This is a genomic window from Micromonospora sp. NPDC005194 (genome assembly GCF_040608335.1).
Lineage (GTDB): Bacteria > Actinomycetota > Actinomycetes > Mycobacteriales > Micromonosporaceae > Micromonospora.
In genome coordinates this window covers 61595-77808 of the sequence record NZ_JBEXIA010000009.1, presented here as the reverse complement: position 1 = coordinate 77808, position 16214 = coordinate 61595, and the positions used below count along the sequence as shown (strand labels likewise).

15 protein-coding genes are annotated in these 16214 nt (G+C 73.0%); 11 read left to right on the top strand and 4 right to left on the bottom strand.

Annotated features, from left to right (window positions below; all coding sequences use genetic code 11):
- The first annotated feature begins 14 nt into the window (after positions 1-14).
- The 5 genes from ABZU53_RS10230 to ABZU53_RS10210 all read left to right on the top strand — a co-directional run bounded on the left by ABZU53_RS10230 (position 15) and on the right by ABZU53_RS10210 (position 4257).
- The gene (locus ABZU53_RS10230) at positions 15-380 is read left to right on the top strand and encodes a metalloregulator ArsR/SmtB family transcription factor (protein ID WP_355065159.1); all 366 of its coding nucleotides are present in this window, start codon (positions 15-17) and stop codon (positions 378-380) included.
- Positions 380-1021, top strand: a complete 642-nt coding sequence (locus tag ABZU53_RS10225; protein ID WP_354862163.1) for an SRPBCC family protein — start codon at positions 380-382, stop codon at positions 1019-1021. The genes ABZU53_RS10230 and ABZU53_RS10225 overlap by 1 nt, the downstream gene beginning before the upstream one ends.
- A 168-nt stretch (positions 1022-1189) precedes the next feature.
- Entirely contained in the window at positions 1190-3376 is a 2187-nt protein-coding gene (locus ABZU53_RS10220; protein ID WP_355065157.1) for an EAL domain-containing protein, read from the top strand.
- The gene (locus ABZU53_RS10215) at positions 3369-3692 is read left to right on the top strand and encodes a hypothetical protein (protein WP_355065155.1); all 324 of its coding nucleotides are present in this window, start codon (positions 3369-3371) and stop codon (positions 3690-3692) included. Before ABZU53_RS10220 ends, ABZU53_RS10215 begins: the two co-directional genes overlap by 8 nt.
- A 49-nt stretch (positions 3693-3741) precedes the next feature.
- Positions 3742-4257, top strand: a complete 516-nt coding sequence (locus ABZU53_RS10210; RefSeq protein WP_355065153.1) for an NUDIX domain-containing protein — start codon at positions 3742-3744, stop codon at positions 4255-4257.
- A gap of 27 nt (positions 4258-4284) precedes the next feature.
- On the opposite strand, the gene ABZU53_RS10205 is transcribed toward ABZU53_RS10210, so the two are convergent.
- The 3 genes from ABZU53_RS10205 to ABZU53_RS10195 all read right to left on the bottom strand — a co-directional run bounded on the left by ABZU53_RS10205 (position 4285) and on the right by ABZU53_RS10195 (position 9491).
- Positions 4285-6231: an ABC transporter ATP-binding protein gene (locus ABZU53_RS10205; RefSeq protein ID WP_355065317.1), complete on the bottom strand. Its 1947-nt coding sequence runs from the start codon at positions 6229-6231 to the stop codon at positions 4285-4287.
- 106 nt (positions 6232-6337) lie between these two features.
- Positions 6338-7777: an ATP-binding protein gene (locus tag ABZU53_RS10200; RefSeq protein ID WP_355065151.1), complete on the bottom strand. Its 1440-nt coding sequence runs from the start codon at positions 7775-7777 to the stop codon at positions 6338-6340.
- Between the two features lie 55 nt (positions 7778-7832).
- Positions 7833-9491: an FAD-dependent oxidoreductase gene (locus tag ABZU53_RS10195; protein WP_355065149.1), complete on the bottom strand. Its 1659-nt coding sequence runs from the start codon at positions 9489-9491 to the stop codon at positions 7833-7835.
- A gap of 148 nt (positions 9492-9639) precedes the next feature.
- Here ABZU53_RS10195 and ABZU53_RS10190 point away from each other — a divergent pair, with 148 nt between their 5' ends.
- The 6 genes from ABZU53_RS10190 to ABZU53_RS10165 all read left to right on the top strand — a co-directional run bounded on the left by ABZU53_RS10190 (position 9640) and on the right by ABZU53_RS10165 (position 15716).
- Entirely contained in the window at positions 9640-11895 is a 2256-nt protein-coding gene (locus ABZU53_RS10190; RefSeq protein WP_355065147.1) for a hypothetical protein, read from the top strand.
- A 25-nt stretch (positions 11896-11920) separates the two neighbouring features.
- Entirely contained in the window at positions 11921-12412 is a 492-nt protein-coding gene (gene smpB / locus ABZU53_RS10185) for an SsrA-binding protein SmpB (protein ID WP_354856048.1), read from the top strand.
- Between the two features lie 131 nt (positions 12413-12543).
- Positions 12544-12969, top strand: a complete 426-nt coding sequence (locus ABZU53_RS10180) for a MerR family DNA-binding transcriptional regulator (protein WP_355065145.1) — start codon at positions 12544-12546, stop codon at positions 12967-12969.
- On the top strand, positions 12966-13748 hold the full coding sequence (gene modA / locus ABZU53_RS10175; protein ID WP_355065143.1) for a molybdate ABC transporter substrate-binding protein: 783 nt from the start codon (positions 12966-12968) through the stop codon (positions 13746-13748). Before ABZU53_RS10180 ends, modA begins: the two co-directional genes overlap by 4 nt.
- 109 nt (positions 13749-13857) lie before the next feature.
- Positions 13858-14628 (top strand): ABC transporter permease, encoded by a 771-nt coding sequence (locus tag ABZU53_RS10170; protein WP_354856051.1) that lies wholly within the window; start codon positions 13858-13860, stop codon positions 14626-14628.
- Positions 14625-15716 carry an ABC transporter ATP-binding protein gene (locus ABZU53_RS10165; RefSeq protein WP_355065141.1) on the top strand — a complete coding sequence of 364 codons (1092 nt, stop codon included), beginning with the start codon at positions 14625-14627 and terminating at the stop codon, positions 15714-15716. Before ABZU53_RS10170 ends, ABZU53_RS10165 begins: the two co-directional genes overlap by 4 nt.
- A gap of 47 nt (positions 15717-15763) precedes the next feature.
- On the opposite strand, the gene ABZU53_RS10160 is transcribed toward ABZU53_RS10165, so the two are convergent.
- A complete protein-coding gene (locus tag ABZU53_RS10160) occupies positions 15764-16177 on the bottom strand; it encodes a type II toxin-antitoxin system Phd/YefM family antitoxin (protein ID WP_355065139.1) in 414 nt (137 codons plus the stop codon).
- Between the last annotated feature and the right edge of the window lie 37 nt (positions 16178-16214).

Sequence of the window (16214 nt, the reverse complement as noted above, 5' to 3'; positions counted from 1 at the left end):
ATATAAATGTCGCCGTGCACGCCTTCGACGTGCTGGGCGATCCGGTCCGGCGCCGCATCCTGGAGCTGCTCGCCGACGGCGAGCAGACCGCGGGCGCGGTCAGCGCGGTCATCCGCGACGAGTTCGGCATCTCCCAGCCCGCCGTGTCACAGCACCTCAAAGTGTTGCGGGACAACGGCTTCGCCACCGTGCGGCCAGAGGGCGCCCGGCGGCTGTACGCGGTCGACCCACGCCCGTTGCGCGAGGTCGACGGCTGGTTGGAGCACTTCCGCCGGTTCTGGGCGCCACCCCTGGCGGCACTCGCCACCGAGCTGGCCCGGGGCCGACGCGAACGTCGCCTGCGCGGGCCCGCCGACCCACCCGAGGAGAGGAACACCTGATGTTCGACGCGACCGAGCAGATCAACGCCGTCCAGCGGCAGGTCGGCAGCCGCACCCTGGCCGCAGGCGAGGCCCGGGTGACCACGATCAGCCAGACCTACCAGGCGACGGCCGAGGATCTGTGGGACGCCTGCACCAACGCCGAGCGCATCCCCCGCTGGTTCCTGCCGATCAGCGGCGACCTGCGGCTGCACGGCACGTACCAGCTCCAGGGCAACGCCCACGGCACCATCGAGAGCTGCGAGCCTCCGCACCGCTTCACCGCCACCTGGGAGATGGGCGGCGAGGTGAGCTGGATCGAGGTGCGGGTCACGCCGGTCGGCGACGAGCGGGCCCGCCTCGACCTGGACCACATCGCGCATGTCGACCAGGACCGGTGGGCACAGTTCGGGCCGGGCGCGGTCGGCGTCGGCTGGGACCTGGGCCTGCTCGGTCTTGCCACCTACCTCTCCGGCGGCGGCAGCGGCGTCCGGCCGGAGGACAGCGCCGAGTGGGTCGCCTCCGCCGAGGGACGACGCGCCATGGAGCTGAGCAGCCAGCTGTGGTGCGAGGCGAGCATCGCCGCCGGCACCGACGCCGACGAGGCCAAGGCCGCCGCCGAGCGCACCACCGCCTTCTACACCGGCGCCCCGCAAGCCTGAGCGGCTCCGACGACGGCGGCCGGCCGGCCTGCCGCCGTCGTCCGGCGCCTGACGTGAATCCGACTCATCGGTTGGATCAGCGGCCTCTCCTAGATCCGGTAGGGTCACGCAAAGCGTTGCTGTGCTGTCGCAACGTAGTTGCCCACTGGATCACGTGGGGGTGCTGTGATGAGCCGACGGTGGGCGATCCTGATCGGAGCCAACGCTTGCGGGTATGACGTCAACCTGCCCAGCCTGCGCTATGCCGAGGACGATGCGCGGGCGGTGCGGGCGGTGCTGTTGGACGAGCGGATCGGCACGTTCGACGACGGCGACGTCGACCTGTTCATCGGCAAGGGCGCCACCTGGCGGGAGATCAAGGCCCGGCTGCGCGAGCGGGTGCTGGAGTCGCGCCCCTCCGACGTGCTGCTGGTCTACTTCGCCGGCCACGCCCTCGTGCCGGAATGGGGCACGCAGTCCGACGCGTACCTGGTGACGGCGGACCTGGAGGCCGACGGCCTGCGCCGCGAGCCGGACAATGGACTGCGGATGGCGTTCCTCAAGCGGGACGTCTTCGAGGCGTTCGCCGGCACCTCGTTCCTGATCCTCGACTGCTGCCACGCGGGCGTCTACCTGGACTCGGAGCTGCGGCACACCGAGGCGATGCAGACGTACCGCACCCAGGTCGACCGGCACAGCGCCCTGCTGGCGTGCCCGAGCGGCGCCGCGGCCCGGGAGACCGAGGAGCACCGGCAGGGTGTGCTCACCCACCAACTGCTGCGGGCGTTGCGCGGCGAGGCCGCCGACCCCAGCGGGAAAGTCTCCTTCGCCCAGATGGCCACCTTCGTCGCCGAGCAGGGCATCCACCCCGCACCCGGACAGCTCGTCCACATGTGGGGCCCGACCACCGTGCTCACCCAGCCGCCGGTGTCCCGCCACGAGCGGCAGTCATTGACGGCCCCGGTCAACTCCGGCACGATCCGGCCCTGCAAGAACCCACTCGACGACCTGTCCAGCTCGATCACCCAGCTGCTCGGGCGGGTGTTCCGCTCGCAGTCTCGTCCGCCGCGTTCCGCCCAACAGGCGGGGCACGCCGAACGGGTCGAGGTGATCCGGTACGCCCTGGAAGCGGATTCGGTCGCGGTGGTGGAATCCAGCCCCACGGGTATCGGCCAGGTCACCTCCACGGCCCGGTTCAACAAGGAGGAGTTGCGACCGCTGCTCGAACTGAGCGCCGCGGACACGACCCTGGTCCGCACCTCCTCCCCCGGGCATGTGGTGGCCGACGACGCCGGCCGACGGATTCTCTGCGTCCCCCTGTCCCAGAAGAACAGTCGGAACCTCACCCTCGCGGTGGTCGATCCCGCCCTCGCCGCACTGGACATGGGCGAGCCGTTGGCCACCATGCTGCGGGCCATCTGGAACTCCGATGTCCGCGACGACCCGGTGCACGCCGAGATGCAGGTGCTCACCGCCCTGCGCTCGGCCTACGGCCGGCTGCCGGTGGATCTGTACTCGCACGCCTTCAGCCTCTACCAGAAGCTGATCGAGTCACTGACCATGGTGTTCCAGCCGGTGATGTCGCTGGACCGGCGGCCCGCCGGGGTGGGCATCCACAGCTACGAGGCACTGGCGAGGCGGCTGGAGACCGACGTGCGCGCGCCGGTCGCGGCCCTTCAGATGGCGTACGCCTGGGGTGACCGCTTCGTCATCGAACGCGACGCGCTGCTGCTGGCCAAGGCGATCGACTCGTACGCCGAGGCGGACGTCGCGTCCGTCTTCGACGTCACCAAGCCGATCTCGGTCAACGTCGCGGTCCGCTCGCTGCTCAGCGACGCCTACATCGCCCAGGTGCGCACGGCGATCATGGAAGCGAACCTGGATCCGCGCACCGTCACGCTGGAGATCTCCGAGCAGGACCCGATCCAACCCGATCCCGGCGAGGTGTGGCCTCAGGAGCCGCTGACGTACTTCCATCGTCGGCTGACCAGCCTGGCCCGTGACCTGGAAATCAGCTTCGCGGTGGACGACTTCGGGGTCGGCTACTCGTCACTCGCCCGGATGGCGGAACTTCCGTTGACCCAGATCAAAGTGGACCGGGCCGTCCTTCACCACCCGCTGGCCGTCGAGGAGCTGGACCTGGTGACCCGGGTCGCCCGCTACGCCAGCGACCTCGGACACGCGCCGAACCCACGCGCCGTCATCGTGGAGGGCTTCGACGAGCAGGCGCCGGTGACCCTCAAGCAGATCTACGACCTGCGGATCCGGCACGTACAGGGCTTCATCTGCGGGGAGACCGCGTCGACGTCCCTGCGTCCGCTCGGCCAGAGCGTCCGGGACCGGATCGCCGCGATGGTGCGGGGTGACGATGACTAGCGTTCGACTGTTGCTACCGCCCGAGGTCGTCGCCGAGCTGCGCCTGCCACACGAGGGCGTTCGGGACGCGGGCGCCCTGACCCTGGCCATCGAGGGAATCAGCGTCCTGACGAATCTGGCCACGCTGGCCACCCTGCAACCGCAGGCCGAGGCGCTGGTCTCGGCCATCCGAGGTTGGCGGCTGCGCGATCCCCGCCCGACGGTGACGCTGACCGCGCGCGGCCCGGGCCTGGACCTCACCATCGAGCTGCCGCGCAACGTGAGCCGGGCGCAGCTGCTCGACCAACTGCGCCCGTTGCTCGACCGGGACGACTGAGCTTCGGGCGGCGCGTCGATCCGATCGGGCCCGGGTAACGTGCTGCGTCATGACCGGCACGCCGTACTCGCACTGCTCCTACTGCGGCGCCGCGTACCCGACGGCGGCGGGATGGCCGCGGGTCTGCGCGGTCTGCGGCGAGACCGTCTGGCGCAACCCGCTGCCCGTCGCGGTGGCGGTGCTCCCGGTCCGCACCGCCGACGGGCTGGGTGTGGTGGTCGTCCGCCGGGACATCGAACCGGCCCGCGGGCTGCTCGCGCTGCCCGGCGGCTTCATCGAGTACGGCGAGGAGTGGTCCGACGCGCTCGTGCGTGAGCTGCGGGAGGAGACCGGGCTGGTCGCGGCGGCCGAGGATGCTCGGCTTTTCGCCGTGCGCGGCGCCCCGGCGGGCGGCACCATGATGGTCTTCGGGGTGCTGCCCGAGCGGGCCGTCGAGGACCTGCCGCCGTCGGCGCCGACGGAGGAGGCCACCGAGTGGCTGGTGCTCACCGACCCGGTCGAGCTGGCGTTCTCCACCCACACCCGGGTCCTCGCTGACTTCCTCACCCGCGACCACGCGGCCTGACGGCACGGCGGGCGGAATGGTCGGGGGTCAGTGGTTTGCGGCGTCGGTGGCGCCGGCCCGGTAGCCGCTGGCCTGCAACTCGAACAGCTCGCGGTAGAGGCCGCCGGCCGCCATCAACTCGTCGTGGTTGCCCTGCTGGACGAGGCGACCCCGGTCCATCACGAAGATCCGGTCGGCGTGCCGGACGTTGGCCAGCCGGTGGGTGATCAGGACGACCGCCCGGTCGGGCCGACGGCGCAGGTGCTGGAACAGGGCATGTTCGGCGCGGGCATCCAGGGCGGCCGACGGCTCGTCGCAGATCAGCAGGGCGGCGTCGCGGTAGAGCCCGCGGGCGGCGACGAGCCGCTGCCACTGCCCGCCGGACAACTCGTGACCGTTCTTGAACTCCCGGTCGAGCAGGGTGTCGTAGCCGTGCGGCAGACCGACGATCATGTCGTGGGCGGCGGCCGCGGCGGCGGCCTCCTGCACGTCGGGGCCGGGTTGGTCGGGCGTACGGTCGTGCCGGCCCACGCGGATGTTCTGCCCCGCGGTGAACGGGAACTTCCAGTACTCCTGCGTCATCACGGCCACCTGCGCGCCGAGCGTCCGCGGATCCAGCTCGGCGGCGTCGACGCCGTCCCAGCGGATCGTCCCACCGGTCGGCTGGTAGAGCCCGGCGATCAACTTGGCCAGGGTGGTCTTGCCGGAGCCGTTCTCGCCGACCAGCGCGATCACCTCACCACGTCGGATCGTCAGGCTGACCCGGTCCACCGCAGGCGCGTCGGTGTCGGGGTAGCGCAGGCTCACCTCGTGCAGGTCGATCGTCTCGACGCCGTCGACCACCCGGTCGCCGCCGACGGGCACCCGGCCCTGCGCCCGGGTCAGGAAGTCCCGGTAGTCCTGGTAGTAGAGGGCGTCCTCGTACAGCGAGTTGGTGGCGACGACCGCGACGCCCAGGCTGGTCCGGGCGGACTGCAGGGCGAGCAGGGCGGTGGCCGCGGCGGCGAGGGCGACCATGCCGGCCAGCAGCAGGCCGCCCAGCACGGCGTACACCCCGAAGGTGGCCAGCCCCGCCACGCTGGCGCCGGCCACGCGGGTGCCGGTCTGCGAGCGCACCAGCCGCAGTTGGGCGCGGGTCTCGACGGCCATCACACCGCGGTACTCGGCGAGCAGGAAGTCGCGCATCTGGTAGGCGCGCACCTCGGCGGCGGTGTGCCGGTTGGCCATCAGGTGGGCGAGCATCCACATCCGACGGCGGCGGGTGATCCGGGCCAGCATCGCCAGGTACTCCCGGCGGGCCATCCGCACCGCCGTGATCGCCTGGGGCACGGCCGCGAGCAGCAGGCACGGCAGCAGCAGCGGCTGGATGACGGTGACCGCCACGGCGGTGGCGAGCATCCCGACCACGCCGGTGACCAGGTTGACGGTGTGGTCGACGATCCACGCCGCCTCGCCCATCCCCCGGTCGCGGACCCGGTCCATCTCCTCGGCGAACCCGGCGTCGTCGAACGCGGCCAGATCCACTGCGGTGGTGGCCTCGAACAGCCGCAGCTCCACCTGATAGTTGATCTGCGGGGTGAGCCGCGCCTGGGCCCAACCGGCCGCGATCGTCAGACCGCCGCGCGCCGAGACCGCCGCCGCGGCCACGACCAGCGCCGGCAGGGCGGAGCGCACCCGGTCCGGGGTGGGACCGGCGGCGAAGAGTTCCCGCAGCACGCTGGTCGTGGCGAGCAGGCCGAAGGTGGTCATCACCCCGGCGGCGACGTTCAGCCCGATGGAGGCGACCGTGTCCATGCGGTTGGTGGCCCACGCCAGCGCCACCGCCTCACGCACCAACCTCGGCAGGCGTCGGGCCACCGCCCAGAAACTGGTGTGCGCGAACGTGTTCGCGTGGTGCATCCACGCGGCGTCCTCCAGCTCCGGAAGCATGGAGCTGTCGTGAGGGTTGTCGATCGGCTGGTCGTCGTCGTGGGGCGCGGTGCGCGGGCGGGCCATCGAGTCCACGGACGCTCCTCGGGGGGCGGGAAGCACGAACGCCGCCCGAGACTACTGCCAGCGACCACCTGATGTCTTTAGGTAGTCGGCGCGTCGTACGGGTGTTTCACACAGTCGGCGCGACGTCCTCGGTGATCGGCAGCAGCACCCGGAACGTGGTGTTCCCGGGCTCGGTCTCCACCCGGATGTCACCGTGGTGCTTGTTGACCACGATCCGGTACGAGATGTCGAGCCCCAGACCCGTGCCGGCACCGACCGGCTTGGTGGTGAAGAACGGCTCGAAGATGCGCGGGCGCACTTCGGGCGGGATACCGGGACCGGTGTCAGTGATCTCCACCGCCAGCAGGTCGCCGACCCGGCCGGTGCGGACGGTCAGCACGCCCTTCTCCCCCATCGCGCCCAGCGCGTTGTCGATCAGGTTCGTCCACACCTGGTTCAGCTCGGCCGCGTACGCCGGGATCGGCGGGAGCGACCGGTCGTACTCGCGGACGAGCTTGACCTCGGCGGGGACCTTGCCCTTGAACATGACCAGCGTGGCGTCGAGCAGGTCGTGCACGTCCACCACGCGGTGCGGGGCGCGGTCCAACTGGGAGTACTGCTTGGCGGCACCCACCAGACCCGAGATCCGGGTCACCGCGTCGCCGATCTCGCGCATCAGCAGCTCGGTGTCGACGGTGTAGGAGAGCCACCGCACCGCGGCCTCCAGGTCCGCCGGGCCGACGGCCGCCTTCACCTGCCCGAGCCAGGCCGCGTCGAGACCCCCGCCGACCAGGATGGGCGCCAGGTCCCAGGCGCCGCCCACCCCGTGCTCCTCCAGCCAGTCGGTGAGGGTGTCCTCGGCGTCGGCGGTGGCCACCGGGCTCAGCTTCGGCGCGGTGGCCACCCGGGCCACCGCCTCCTCCTGCAACGCGACCAGCCCGTGCAGCGCGCGGCCGTCGAGCCGACCGTCGGCGATCATCGCGAGCTTGTGCCGCATCCCCGCGACCCGGTCGCGCAGCACCGACGTGGCCCGCACCGCCGCCGCAGCCGGATTGTTCAGCTCGTGCGTCAGCCCCGCCGAGAGCGAGCCGAGCGCCAACAGCCGCTCCCGCTCGCCGACGATGGTCTGGCTGTCCCGCATGCCGAAGAACAGCCCCTCCAGCAGGTGCATGGGCATCGGGAACCAGGACCGCAGGGCGTGCGCGAAGTCCTCCGCCGGCAGCACGAAGAAGTCGGAGTCGACCAGCGCCCGCAGACTGTTGCGGTAGGTCTGCTCGACCTGGTCGCCCAGGTACGCCTGGGTGGCGCCGCCGTACACGCCGGGCTGGTCGGTCCGGCTGACCTCGACGTCGTCGCCACGGACCTGACGGCTCAACGCCACCGCGCCGCGCAGCAGCACGAACAAGCAGGTGGCGGCCTCACCCTCGCCGTAGACGAGGGTGCCGCCGGGACGCTGCTCCACCCGGCCGTGCTCGACCAGCCAGTCGAGCTGCTCGTCGTCGAGCGCCTCGAACAGGAACAGGGCACGCAGCTGCGCGGGCGTCAACCGCTCCGACGGGGTGGTCATGGCGTCTCCTTCGTTCGCGACTGCGGGGCTCGCAGACCCGGCTCACTCCTCGCGCTCACTGGGCCTCCAGGTAGCGGTGCACGAGCGAGACGGCCATCGCGCCCTCGCCGACGGCCGAGGCGACCCGCTTGACCGACTCGGCGCGGACGTCCCCGGCGGCGAACACCCCCGGCAGGCTGGTCTCCAGGTGGTACGGGTCGCGCGACAGCGACCACCTGGCCGGGCGCCGGCCACCGCTCAACAGGTCCGGGCCGGTGACGATGAAGCCGCGCCCGTCGCGGACGAGCACCCCGTCGAGCCAGTCCGTGCGGGGCTCGGCGCCGATGAAGATGAACAGCCAGGAGGTGTCGACCGAGCGGGCCTGCCCGGTGCGGGTGTCGCAGAGCGTGAGCTGTTGCAGGTGGTCCTGCCCGGTGGCGCCGACCACCGCCGTGTGCGGGTGCACGGTGATCCGGTCGATGCGTTCCAGCTGGTCGATCAGGTAACGCGACATCGACGCCGTGACGTCCGCGCCGCGGATCAGCAGGTGGACGCGGGCGGCGTACCGGGAGAAGTGCACGGCGGCCTGGCCGGCCGAGTTGGCCCCGCCCACGATGTAGACGTCCTGGTCGACACAGCTGGGCGCCTCGGTGGCGGCGGCGCCGTAGAACACTCCCCGGCCGGTGAAGTCGGCCAGGCCGGGCGCGTCGAGCACCCGGTAGGAGACCCCGGTGGCCAGCACCACGGTGTGCGCGGCGATCTCGCTGCCGTCGCCGAACCGCAGCAGCCGGGCCCCGCCGGCCTCGCTCAGGCCGACCACCTCCCGGGCGCTGAGCAGCTCGGCGCCGAACTTCACCGCCTGCCGTCGGGCCCGGTCGGTCAACTGCGCGCCGGAGACGCCGTCCGGGAAGCCCAGGTAGTTCTCGATCCGGCTGCTCTGCCCGGCCTGCCCGCCGGTCGCCCGCCGCTCCACGAGGACGGTGCGCAGCCCTTCCGACGCGCCGTACACGGCCGAGCCCAGGCCGGCCGGACCGCCGCCGATCACCACGAGGTCGTAGAAGTCGGACGCCGGCACCACGGTCAGCCCGGCCAGCGCGGCCAACTCGGCCTCGTTGGGGGCCACCAGCGCCTTGCCCTCGGCGGTCACCACCAGGGGTACGTCCGCCTCGGTGGCCCCGGCCGCGTCGAGCAGGCGGGCGCCCTCCGGATCGTCGGACAACAGCCAGCGGTACGGCACGAGGTTGCGGGCCAGGAAGTCGCGGACCTTGAACGACGGCGCCGACCAGCGGTGCCCGACGACCCGGATCTCGACGCTCGTCGCGTCCGGGGTGACGGACCACGCCTCCAGCAGGCCGTCGACCACCGGGTACAGCTTCTCCTCCGGCGGGTGCCAGGGCTTGAGCAGGTAGTGGTCCAGGTCGACCACGTTGATCGCCTGGATCGCCGCGTCGGTGTCGGCGTACGCGGTGAGCAGCACCCGGCGCGCGGCGGGGAAGATGTCCATCGCGGCTTCGAGGAACTCGACGCCGGTCATCTCCGGCATCCGGTGGTCGGCCAGCAGCAGCGCGACCTGCTCGCCGCGCAGCTTGACCTCCCGCAGCGCGTCCAGCGCCTCCGGCCCGGAGGCGGCGCGCAGCACCCGGTAACGGTCGCCGTAGTGGCGCCGGATGTCCCGGGCCACCGCCCGGGACACCGCGGGATCGTCGTCGACGGTCAGGATCACCGGGTTTGCCATGGCGCCAATAGAACCACCCCGGCGGGCCCGGTCGCACCACCGCGCGGGCACCGACGCATGCGTGACCCGGCCCGGGACGGGTAAGCGGGACCGCCGCGGGAGGTGTGCGACCGCCGACCCGCCGGCGGTCGCACACCTCGGGGGGCCCATGACGGACGCGTCGCCGACCGACCCGACGACGTCGGGTCGAGTAGTGGAGCTGCGGGTGCACGGCGTCTCCGGGGCGGGCGCCGACCAGGTCCTCAACCGGCCGCACGTGCACCAGGTCGCCGGAGACCGCAGCGGCGGGTTCTTCCGCCCCCGCCCGGGCTACCCGGACTCGACCGGCACGGACGGGGTGACGCTGGAGGCGTACCGCTGGAGCGACCTGCCGTCCGGCACGGCCGTACGGACGCTGTCGCTGGTGTTCCTGTTGCCGTTCATGCTCTGCAACGTGGCGCTCTGGATGCGCCCGGCGAGCCTCTCGGGGAAACACGTCATCGTCGCGCTGTGCCGGGTGCTCGCGCTCACCCTCACGATGCTCTACGTGCTCTCCATCGTCGGGATGGCGCTGGACCTCGTCGCCTGGCGCTGCATGGACTCCCCGACCTGCACGGCCGGCCGGAGCTGGCTGTCCTGGCTCGGCGAGCGTCCGCCCGGAGTACGGCTGGGTGTGTTGGCCCTGGCGCCGGTCGCCGCCATCGGGATCGTGTGGTGGCTCGGCGCGCGGCCGAGCCACTCGTACGACGCCTTTCGCACCGGCGCGACCGAGGAGACCTCCGTCCAGCAGTTGAGCGCGGTCGGCCAGTGGGACGGGACCCCGGTGGTGGGACGGCTGCGCTCGGTGCACGTCGCGGCCGCGTTCGCCACGCTGGACGTCAGCCTGCTGGCCGCCTGGGACAGCCAGAACGAGTCGACGGTGCGGGCGACGCTGGCGGTGGCGACCGGGGCCGTGCTGCTCGCCTGCGTGGTCCTGCTGACGAGGGTGCGGGGCATGGACCGGCCCAGCCCGGTGCCCCGGCTGGAGGCGGTCACGCGAGGGCTGCGAACGATCGCCTGCGGCCTGACGATCCTGGTGATCGCGTACACCCTGACCAGCCGCGAGCCGTGGCCGCAGAGCAGGATGCTGCCCGGGTACAGCGCCACGGTGGCCTGGTTGTTCGTCAGCCAGACCGTCCTGCTGGTGATCCTCGCAGCGGTGGTGATCTGGGCGCGCGGCAGCGGGCGACGCGCCGGCGGACAGCGGCTTCCCCGGCTGCGCGCGCTGGGCGCTCCGGTCTTCGTCACAGTCGGCGCCGGGCTCGCGGTGGCGTTCTCCGCCGAGTTGGTCTACCGGGTGGCCGACGTGTTGGACCGCAACAGCGGGTACCGGGAACGGTTCGCGTTCGGCCCGCCGCTGGCGTACAAGTGGGCGATCGTCGGGTTTTTCCTCGCAGTGCTGGCCGCGCTGCTGGTGGGCGTGGTGGTCACCGTGGCGACCCGTCCCAGCCGGTGGCGGGCCGCGCGGGCGATCGTGGCCGCCGACTTCCCGCACGCCCCGCCGGAGGCGGCGGCGCGGCTGCGCCGGGTCGAGCAGGCGGTGGCGCGGGCCCGGTTCACCGAACGGCTGGAACCCCTCGCCGTGGTCTACGCCGGGTCCGCCGCGCTCGGACTGGCCACCAGCCTGCTCGGTCTGCTCCAGCTCTATCCCGGGGACGTGTTCGAGCAGTACGTCGGCGTGCCCGACAGCCTCGTCAACTTCCTCATCGGGGCGGGCAGCTACGCGATCGGCGCGATCCTGGTCGGGCTCGTGATCGGCGGCATCTTCGCGTACCGGACAGCCGGGTTCCGTAGGTACGTGGGCGTCCTGTGGGATCTGGGCACCTTCTGGCCCCGGGCGGCGCACCCCTTCGCGCCGCCCTGCTACGCCGAACGGGCCGTGCCGGAGCTGACGAAGCGGATCACCTACCTCGTGGACCAGGGCGAGGGGGTGCTGCTGGCGGGGCACAGCCACGGTTCGGTGCTGCTCGCGGCCACGCTGCTGCAACTGCCGCCGCGGGTCACCGACCGGGTCGCCCTGCTCACCTACCTGTCGCCGCTGAACCGGTTGTACTCGCGACTGTTCCCCGCCTACGTCGACGAGTCGACGCTGCGCGAGATCGGCGAGCGCGTCGGCTGGCGCTGGGTGAACCTGTGGCGCGACACCGACCCGATCGGTGGGTGGATGTTCGCTCCGCACCGGCCCGGGGACAGCGCGACGCTGGCCGGGCCGGAGGCGGCGGTGGACCGCCGGTTGAAGGACCCGCAGGGCGTGGTGCCCCCGCCCAGCGACAGCGTGCCGCCGCCGATCCTGGGCCACTCGCCGTGCGAGTCGCAGGACGAGTTCACGCAGGCGGTGCGAGAGCTGGCCGCGCGGCTGCGCGCCCAGCTCCGGACGACCGACTGAGGGGACGGCCGGATATCGTCGCCGGGTGAGCCCGTCCAAGCAGCCCGAGCGCCGACTGATCGCCTCGAACAAGAAGGCCCGGCACGAGTACACCGTGCTGCGCACGTACGAGGCGGGCATCGTGCTGGTCGGCACCGAGGTGAAGTCGCTGCGCGAGGGACGGGCGTCGCTGGTGGACGCGTTCGCGCACGAACGCGACGGCGAGATCGTGCTGTACGGGCTGCACATCGCCGAGTACAGCTACGGCACGTGGACCAACCACGCGCCGCGCCGCAACCGCAAGCTGCTGCTGCACCGCTCCGAGATCGGCCGGATCCTGGAGAAGGTTCGCGAGGGCGGGGTGACGCTGGTGCCGTTGTCGATGTACTTCGACAACGGCTGGGCCAAGGTCGAGCTGGCCCTGGCCAAGGGCAAGCGCGCGTACGACAAGCGGCAGACCCTCGCCGAACGCGACGCCAACCGCGAGATCGCCCGGGAGCTGGGCCGACACCTCAAGGGCCACCCGCGCCGCCACTGACCGGCTGCGCAATACCGCCACGTCGCCGGCCTGGCGGATAGCAGATGCTGGCGTATCGAGCGGCAAGCCCATGCGAATGCGGGTGGCATGGGGTCTATACCCTCGCGGATGCGGCCCGCTAGGGTGAGGCGGTGACGACGTTCCGGATCGGCGCGGCGGCCGAACTGCTCGGCGTCAGCGCCGACACGATCCGCCGCTGGGTGGACGCCGGGCGGCTGCCCGCCGGGCGTGACGAGCACGGCCACCGGATCATTGACGGCGTCGACCTCGCGGCGTTCGCCCGCGCGCAGGCCGCCGACCCGGACGCGGGCGCCGAATTCTCCTCGGCCCGCAACCGGTTGCGCGGCATCGTCGTCGACGTCCGCAAGGACACGGTGATGGCCCAGGTCGACATCCAGGCTGGCCCCTTCCGGGTCGTGTCGCTGATGAGCCGGGAGGCCGTCGACGACCTCGACCTGAGGGTCGGTTCGGTCGCCGTCGCCGTCATCAAGTCGACCACCGTGGTGGTGGAGCGCGCCGCGCCCACCACCCCGGCCGGAGCAAGGGCGGTCGGATGAGTCGTCGGACCAGCTTCGTCGCGGTGGTGCTGGCGGTGACCGTGCTGGCGACGGCCGGCTGCGACCGCGCCGGCGACCCGGGCGACGCCCGGGACGGTCGGGCATCGGGCACGGTGATCGTGTTCGCCGCCGCCTCGCTGACCGAGTCGTTCACCCGGATCGCCAGGGACTTCGAGGCCGCCAACCCGGGCGTCACCGTCACCCTCAACCTGGCCGGCAGCTCCGCCCTGGCCAACCAGATCACCCAGGGCGCTCCGGCGGACGTCTTCGCGTCGGCCGCGCCGAAGAACATGGCGACCGTGACCGAGGCCGGCGACGCCGAGGGCACGCCGCTCGTCTTCGCCCGCAACCAACTGGTGATCGCGGTGCCCAGCGGCAACCCCAAGGGCGTGACCGGTCTCGCCGACCTGACCCGCCCAGGAGTGAAGGTGGCGCTCTGCGCCGAGCAGGTGCCCTGCGGCGCGGCGGCGCGTACCGCCCTGACCGCGGCGGGTGTCGCGCTGACCCCCGTCACCCTGGAACAGGACGTCAAGGGAGCGCTGGCGAAGGTCAAGCTCGGCGAGGTCGACGCGGCCCTCGTCTACCGTACGGACGCCCGCGCCGCGAGCAGCGACGTGACCGGTGTCGAGTTTCCCGAGTCGACGCGGGCGATCAACGACTATCCGATCGTCGCGCTGAAGGACGCGCCGAATCCGGCCGGCGCGCGGGCCTTCGTCGCGTACGTCCGCTCGACGCCGGCACAGACGGTCCTCGCCGCGGCCGGCTTCCAGGCGCCATGAGACGGGCCTTCCCCGCACCGTGAGGCGGACCTTTCCCAGCGGCGGGCGACAGACCCTTCCCGGCAGCGCGAGGCGGCTTCCCGACGCCGCGCCGCGCCGACGGGGGCGGGTGCCGGCGGCGCTGCTGATCCCGGCGGGGCTGGGGCTGCTCTTCCTCGTCCTGCCGCTGGCCGGGCTGGTGGTCCGGGCGCCGTGGACGACGCTGCCGCAACGGCTCACCGCGCCGGGGGCGCTGACGGCACTGCGGCTGTCGGTGCAGACGGCGACCCTGGCCACCCTGTTCTGCCTGCTGCTCGGGGTGCCGCTGGCCTGGCTGCTGGCCCGGGTCGAGTTTCCCGGCCGCCGGCTGGTCCGCGCCCTGGTCACCGTGCCACTGGTGCTGCCACCGGTCGTCGGCGGCGTGGCGCTGCTGCTGGTCTTCGGCCGGCGCGGGCTGCTCGGCGGCTGGCTCGACGCCACGTTCGGCGTCACCCTGCCGTTCACGACCGCGGGCGTGGTGCTGGCCGAGGCGTTCGTCGCCATGCCGTTCCTCGTCATCGCCGTCGAGGGTGCGCTGCGCGCCGCCGACCACCGCTACGAGGAGGCCGCCGCGACGCTCGGCGCCGGGCGGTGGACCACCTTCACCCACGTCACGCTGCCCCTGGTGGCACCGGGTCTGGCCGCCGGCGCGGTGCTGTGCTGGGCGCGGGCGCTCGGCGAGTTCGGCGCCACCATCACCTTCGCCGGCAACTATCCCGGGCGTACGCAGACCATGCCGCTGGCCGTCTACCTGGCGTTGGAGACCGACCTGGAGTCCGCGATCGTGCTCAGCCTGGTGCTGCTGATCGTCTCGGTGGGCATCCTGGCCGCGCTGCGCGACCGCTGGCTGGCCAGCCCGTGACCGCGCCGCTGCACGACGAGGCCGGAAACCCGCTGCTCGACGCCCGGCTCGTCGTCGACCGGGGCGCCTTCCGGTTGGACGTGCCGCTGCGGGTCGCGTCGGGCGAGGTCGTAGCGCTGCTCGGGCCGAACGGCGCCGGCAAGACCACCGCGTTGCGCGCGCTGGCCGGGCTGCACCCGCTCACGGCCGGGCACGTCACCCTCGGCGGCGTCGACCTGGATCGGCCGGCGAGCCGGGGCTGGGTGCCCACCGAACGCCGGCCGATCGGCGTGGTCTTCCAGGACTACCTGCTCTTTCCGCACCTCAACGCGCTGGACAACGTGGCCTTCGGGCCGCGCCGGCACGGCGTCGACCGGCGGGCGGCGCGGGCCACCGCCCGGGACTGGCTCGACCGGGTGGGCCTGGCCGGCCAGGCGCACCGCCGGCCCCGGCAGCTCTCCGGCGGGCAGGCGCAGCGGGTGGCGCTGGCCCGCGCGCTGGCCGTCGGGCCGTCGCTGCTGCTGCTCGACGAGCCGCTCGCCGCCCTGGACGCCCGCACCCGCCTGGACACCCGCGCGGAGCTGCACCGCCACCTGGCCGCGCACCCGGGCGCCACGGTGCTGGTCACCCACGATCCGCTGGACGCGTTGGCGCTGGCCGACCGCCTGGTCATCGTCGAGGGTGGGCGCGTGGTGCAGGAGGGCGACGGCCCGAGCGTCACCGCCCGCCCGCGCACCGACTACGTGGCCCGCCTGGTCGGGTTGAACCTCTATCGGGGCCGGGCGGAGGGCCACGCGGTACGTGTCGCGCCGGAGCTGACCCTCAGCGTGGCCGACCGGCTCGACGGGGACGCGTTCGTCGCGTTCCGCCCGGCGGCGGTGGCCCTGCACCCGGCCCGGCCGGACGGCAGCCCCCGCAATACCTGGGCGGGCACCGTGGTCGGCGTGCAGCGCCACGGCGACAACGTCCGCGTGCAGGTGGACGGGCCGATCGGCGTGGCCGCCGACGTCACGCCGGCCGCTGCGGCGTACCTGCGGCTGATCCCCGGCCAGCGGGTCTGGGTCGCGGTCAAGGCGACCGAGACCAACGCCTACCCGGCCACGACCTGACGCCTGCGCGACGCCGGGGCCGGCGACGGCCCCTCGACGAGCGGCGGTCAGTCGGTGAGCAGGTCGGCGTGCGCGGCGCGCAGCCGGGACAGTCCCGGGTCGCTGCCCGGGACGACGCGGCGGTCCAGCTCGGCCCACACCTCGGCCAGCGCCGCGCGGACCGCCCCCAGCTCGGCGGCGTGCCGCTGGCTGCTGCGACGGTGCTGCTCGTCGAGGCGGCGGGCCCAACCGGCGGTGACCGCGGCGAGCCGGTCGGCGTCGGCGCGGGCCTGCGCGCCACTGCGGGCGGCGGCGGCGGGAACGATCGCGGCGACCGGGCGGGGATCGCCGTCGCGGGTGACGACGGTGACGGCGTCGGTCAGCTCGGCCAGCGCGACGAGCTGGCTGAACCGGGTGCGCGCCTCACGCAGCGGCACGGAACGCGGCGGGTCGGAATGCGGGGTGAGCGCGGGGACGGCCATGAATGCATGGTGCCGCCCGGGTACGACAGGAATCCGC

Coding starts and splice junctions, on each gene's coding strand:
- ABZU53_RS10225 (WP_354862163.1), top strand. CDS start 380: ATGTTCGACGCGACCGAGCAGATCAACGCCGTCCAGCGGCAGGTCGGC.
- ABZU53_RS10220 (WP_355065157.1), top strand. CDS start 1,190: ATGAGCCGACGGTGGGCGATCCTGATCGGAGCCAACGCTTGCGGGTAT.
- ABZU53_RS10215 (WP_355065155.1), top strand. CDS start 3,369: ATGACTAGCGTTCGACTGTTGCTACCGCCCGAGGTCGTCGCCGAGCTG.
- ABZU53_RS10210 (WP_355065153.1), top strand. CDS start 3,742: ATGACCGGCACGCCGTACTCGCACTGCTCCTACTGCGGCGCCGCGTAC.
- ABZU53_RS10205 (WP_355065317.1), bottom strand. CDS start 6,231: ATGGCCCGCCCGCGCACCGCGCCCCACGACGACGACCAGCCGATCGAC.
- ABZU53_RS10200 (WP_355065151.1), bottom strand. CDS start 7,777: ATGACCACCCCGTCGGAGCGGTTGACGCCCGCGCAGCTGCGTGCCCTG.
- ABZU53_RS10195 (WP_355065149.1), bottom strand. CDS start 9,491: ATGGCAAACCCGGTGATCCTGACCGTCGACGACGATCCCGCGGTGTCC.
- ABZU53_RS10190 (WP_355065147.1), top strand. CDS start 9,640: ATGACGGACGCGTCGCCGACCGACCCGACGACGTCGGGTCGAGTAGTG.
- modA (WP_355065143.1), top strand. CDS start 12,966: ATGAGTCGTCGGACCAGCTTCGTCGCGGTGGTGCTGGCGGTGACCGTG.
- ABZU53_RS10160 (WP_355065139.1), bottom strand. CDS start 16,177: ATGGCCGTCCCCGCGCTCACCCCGCATTCCGACCCGCCGCGTTCCGTG.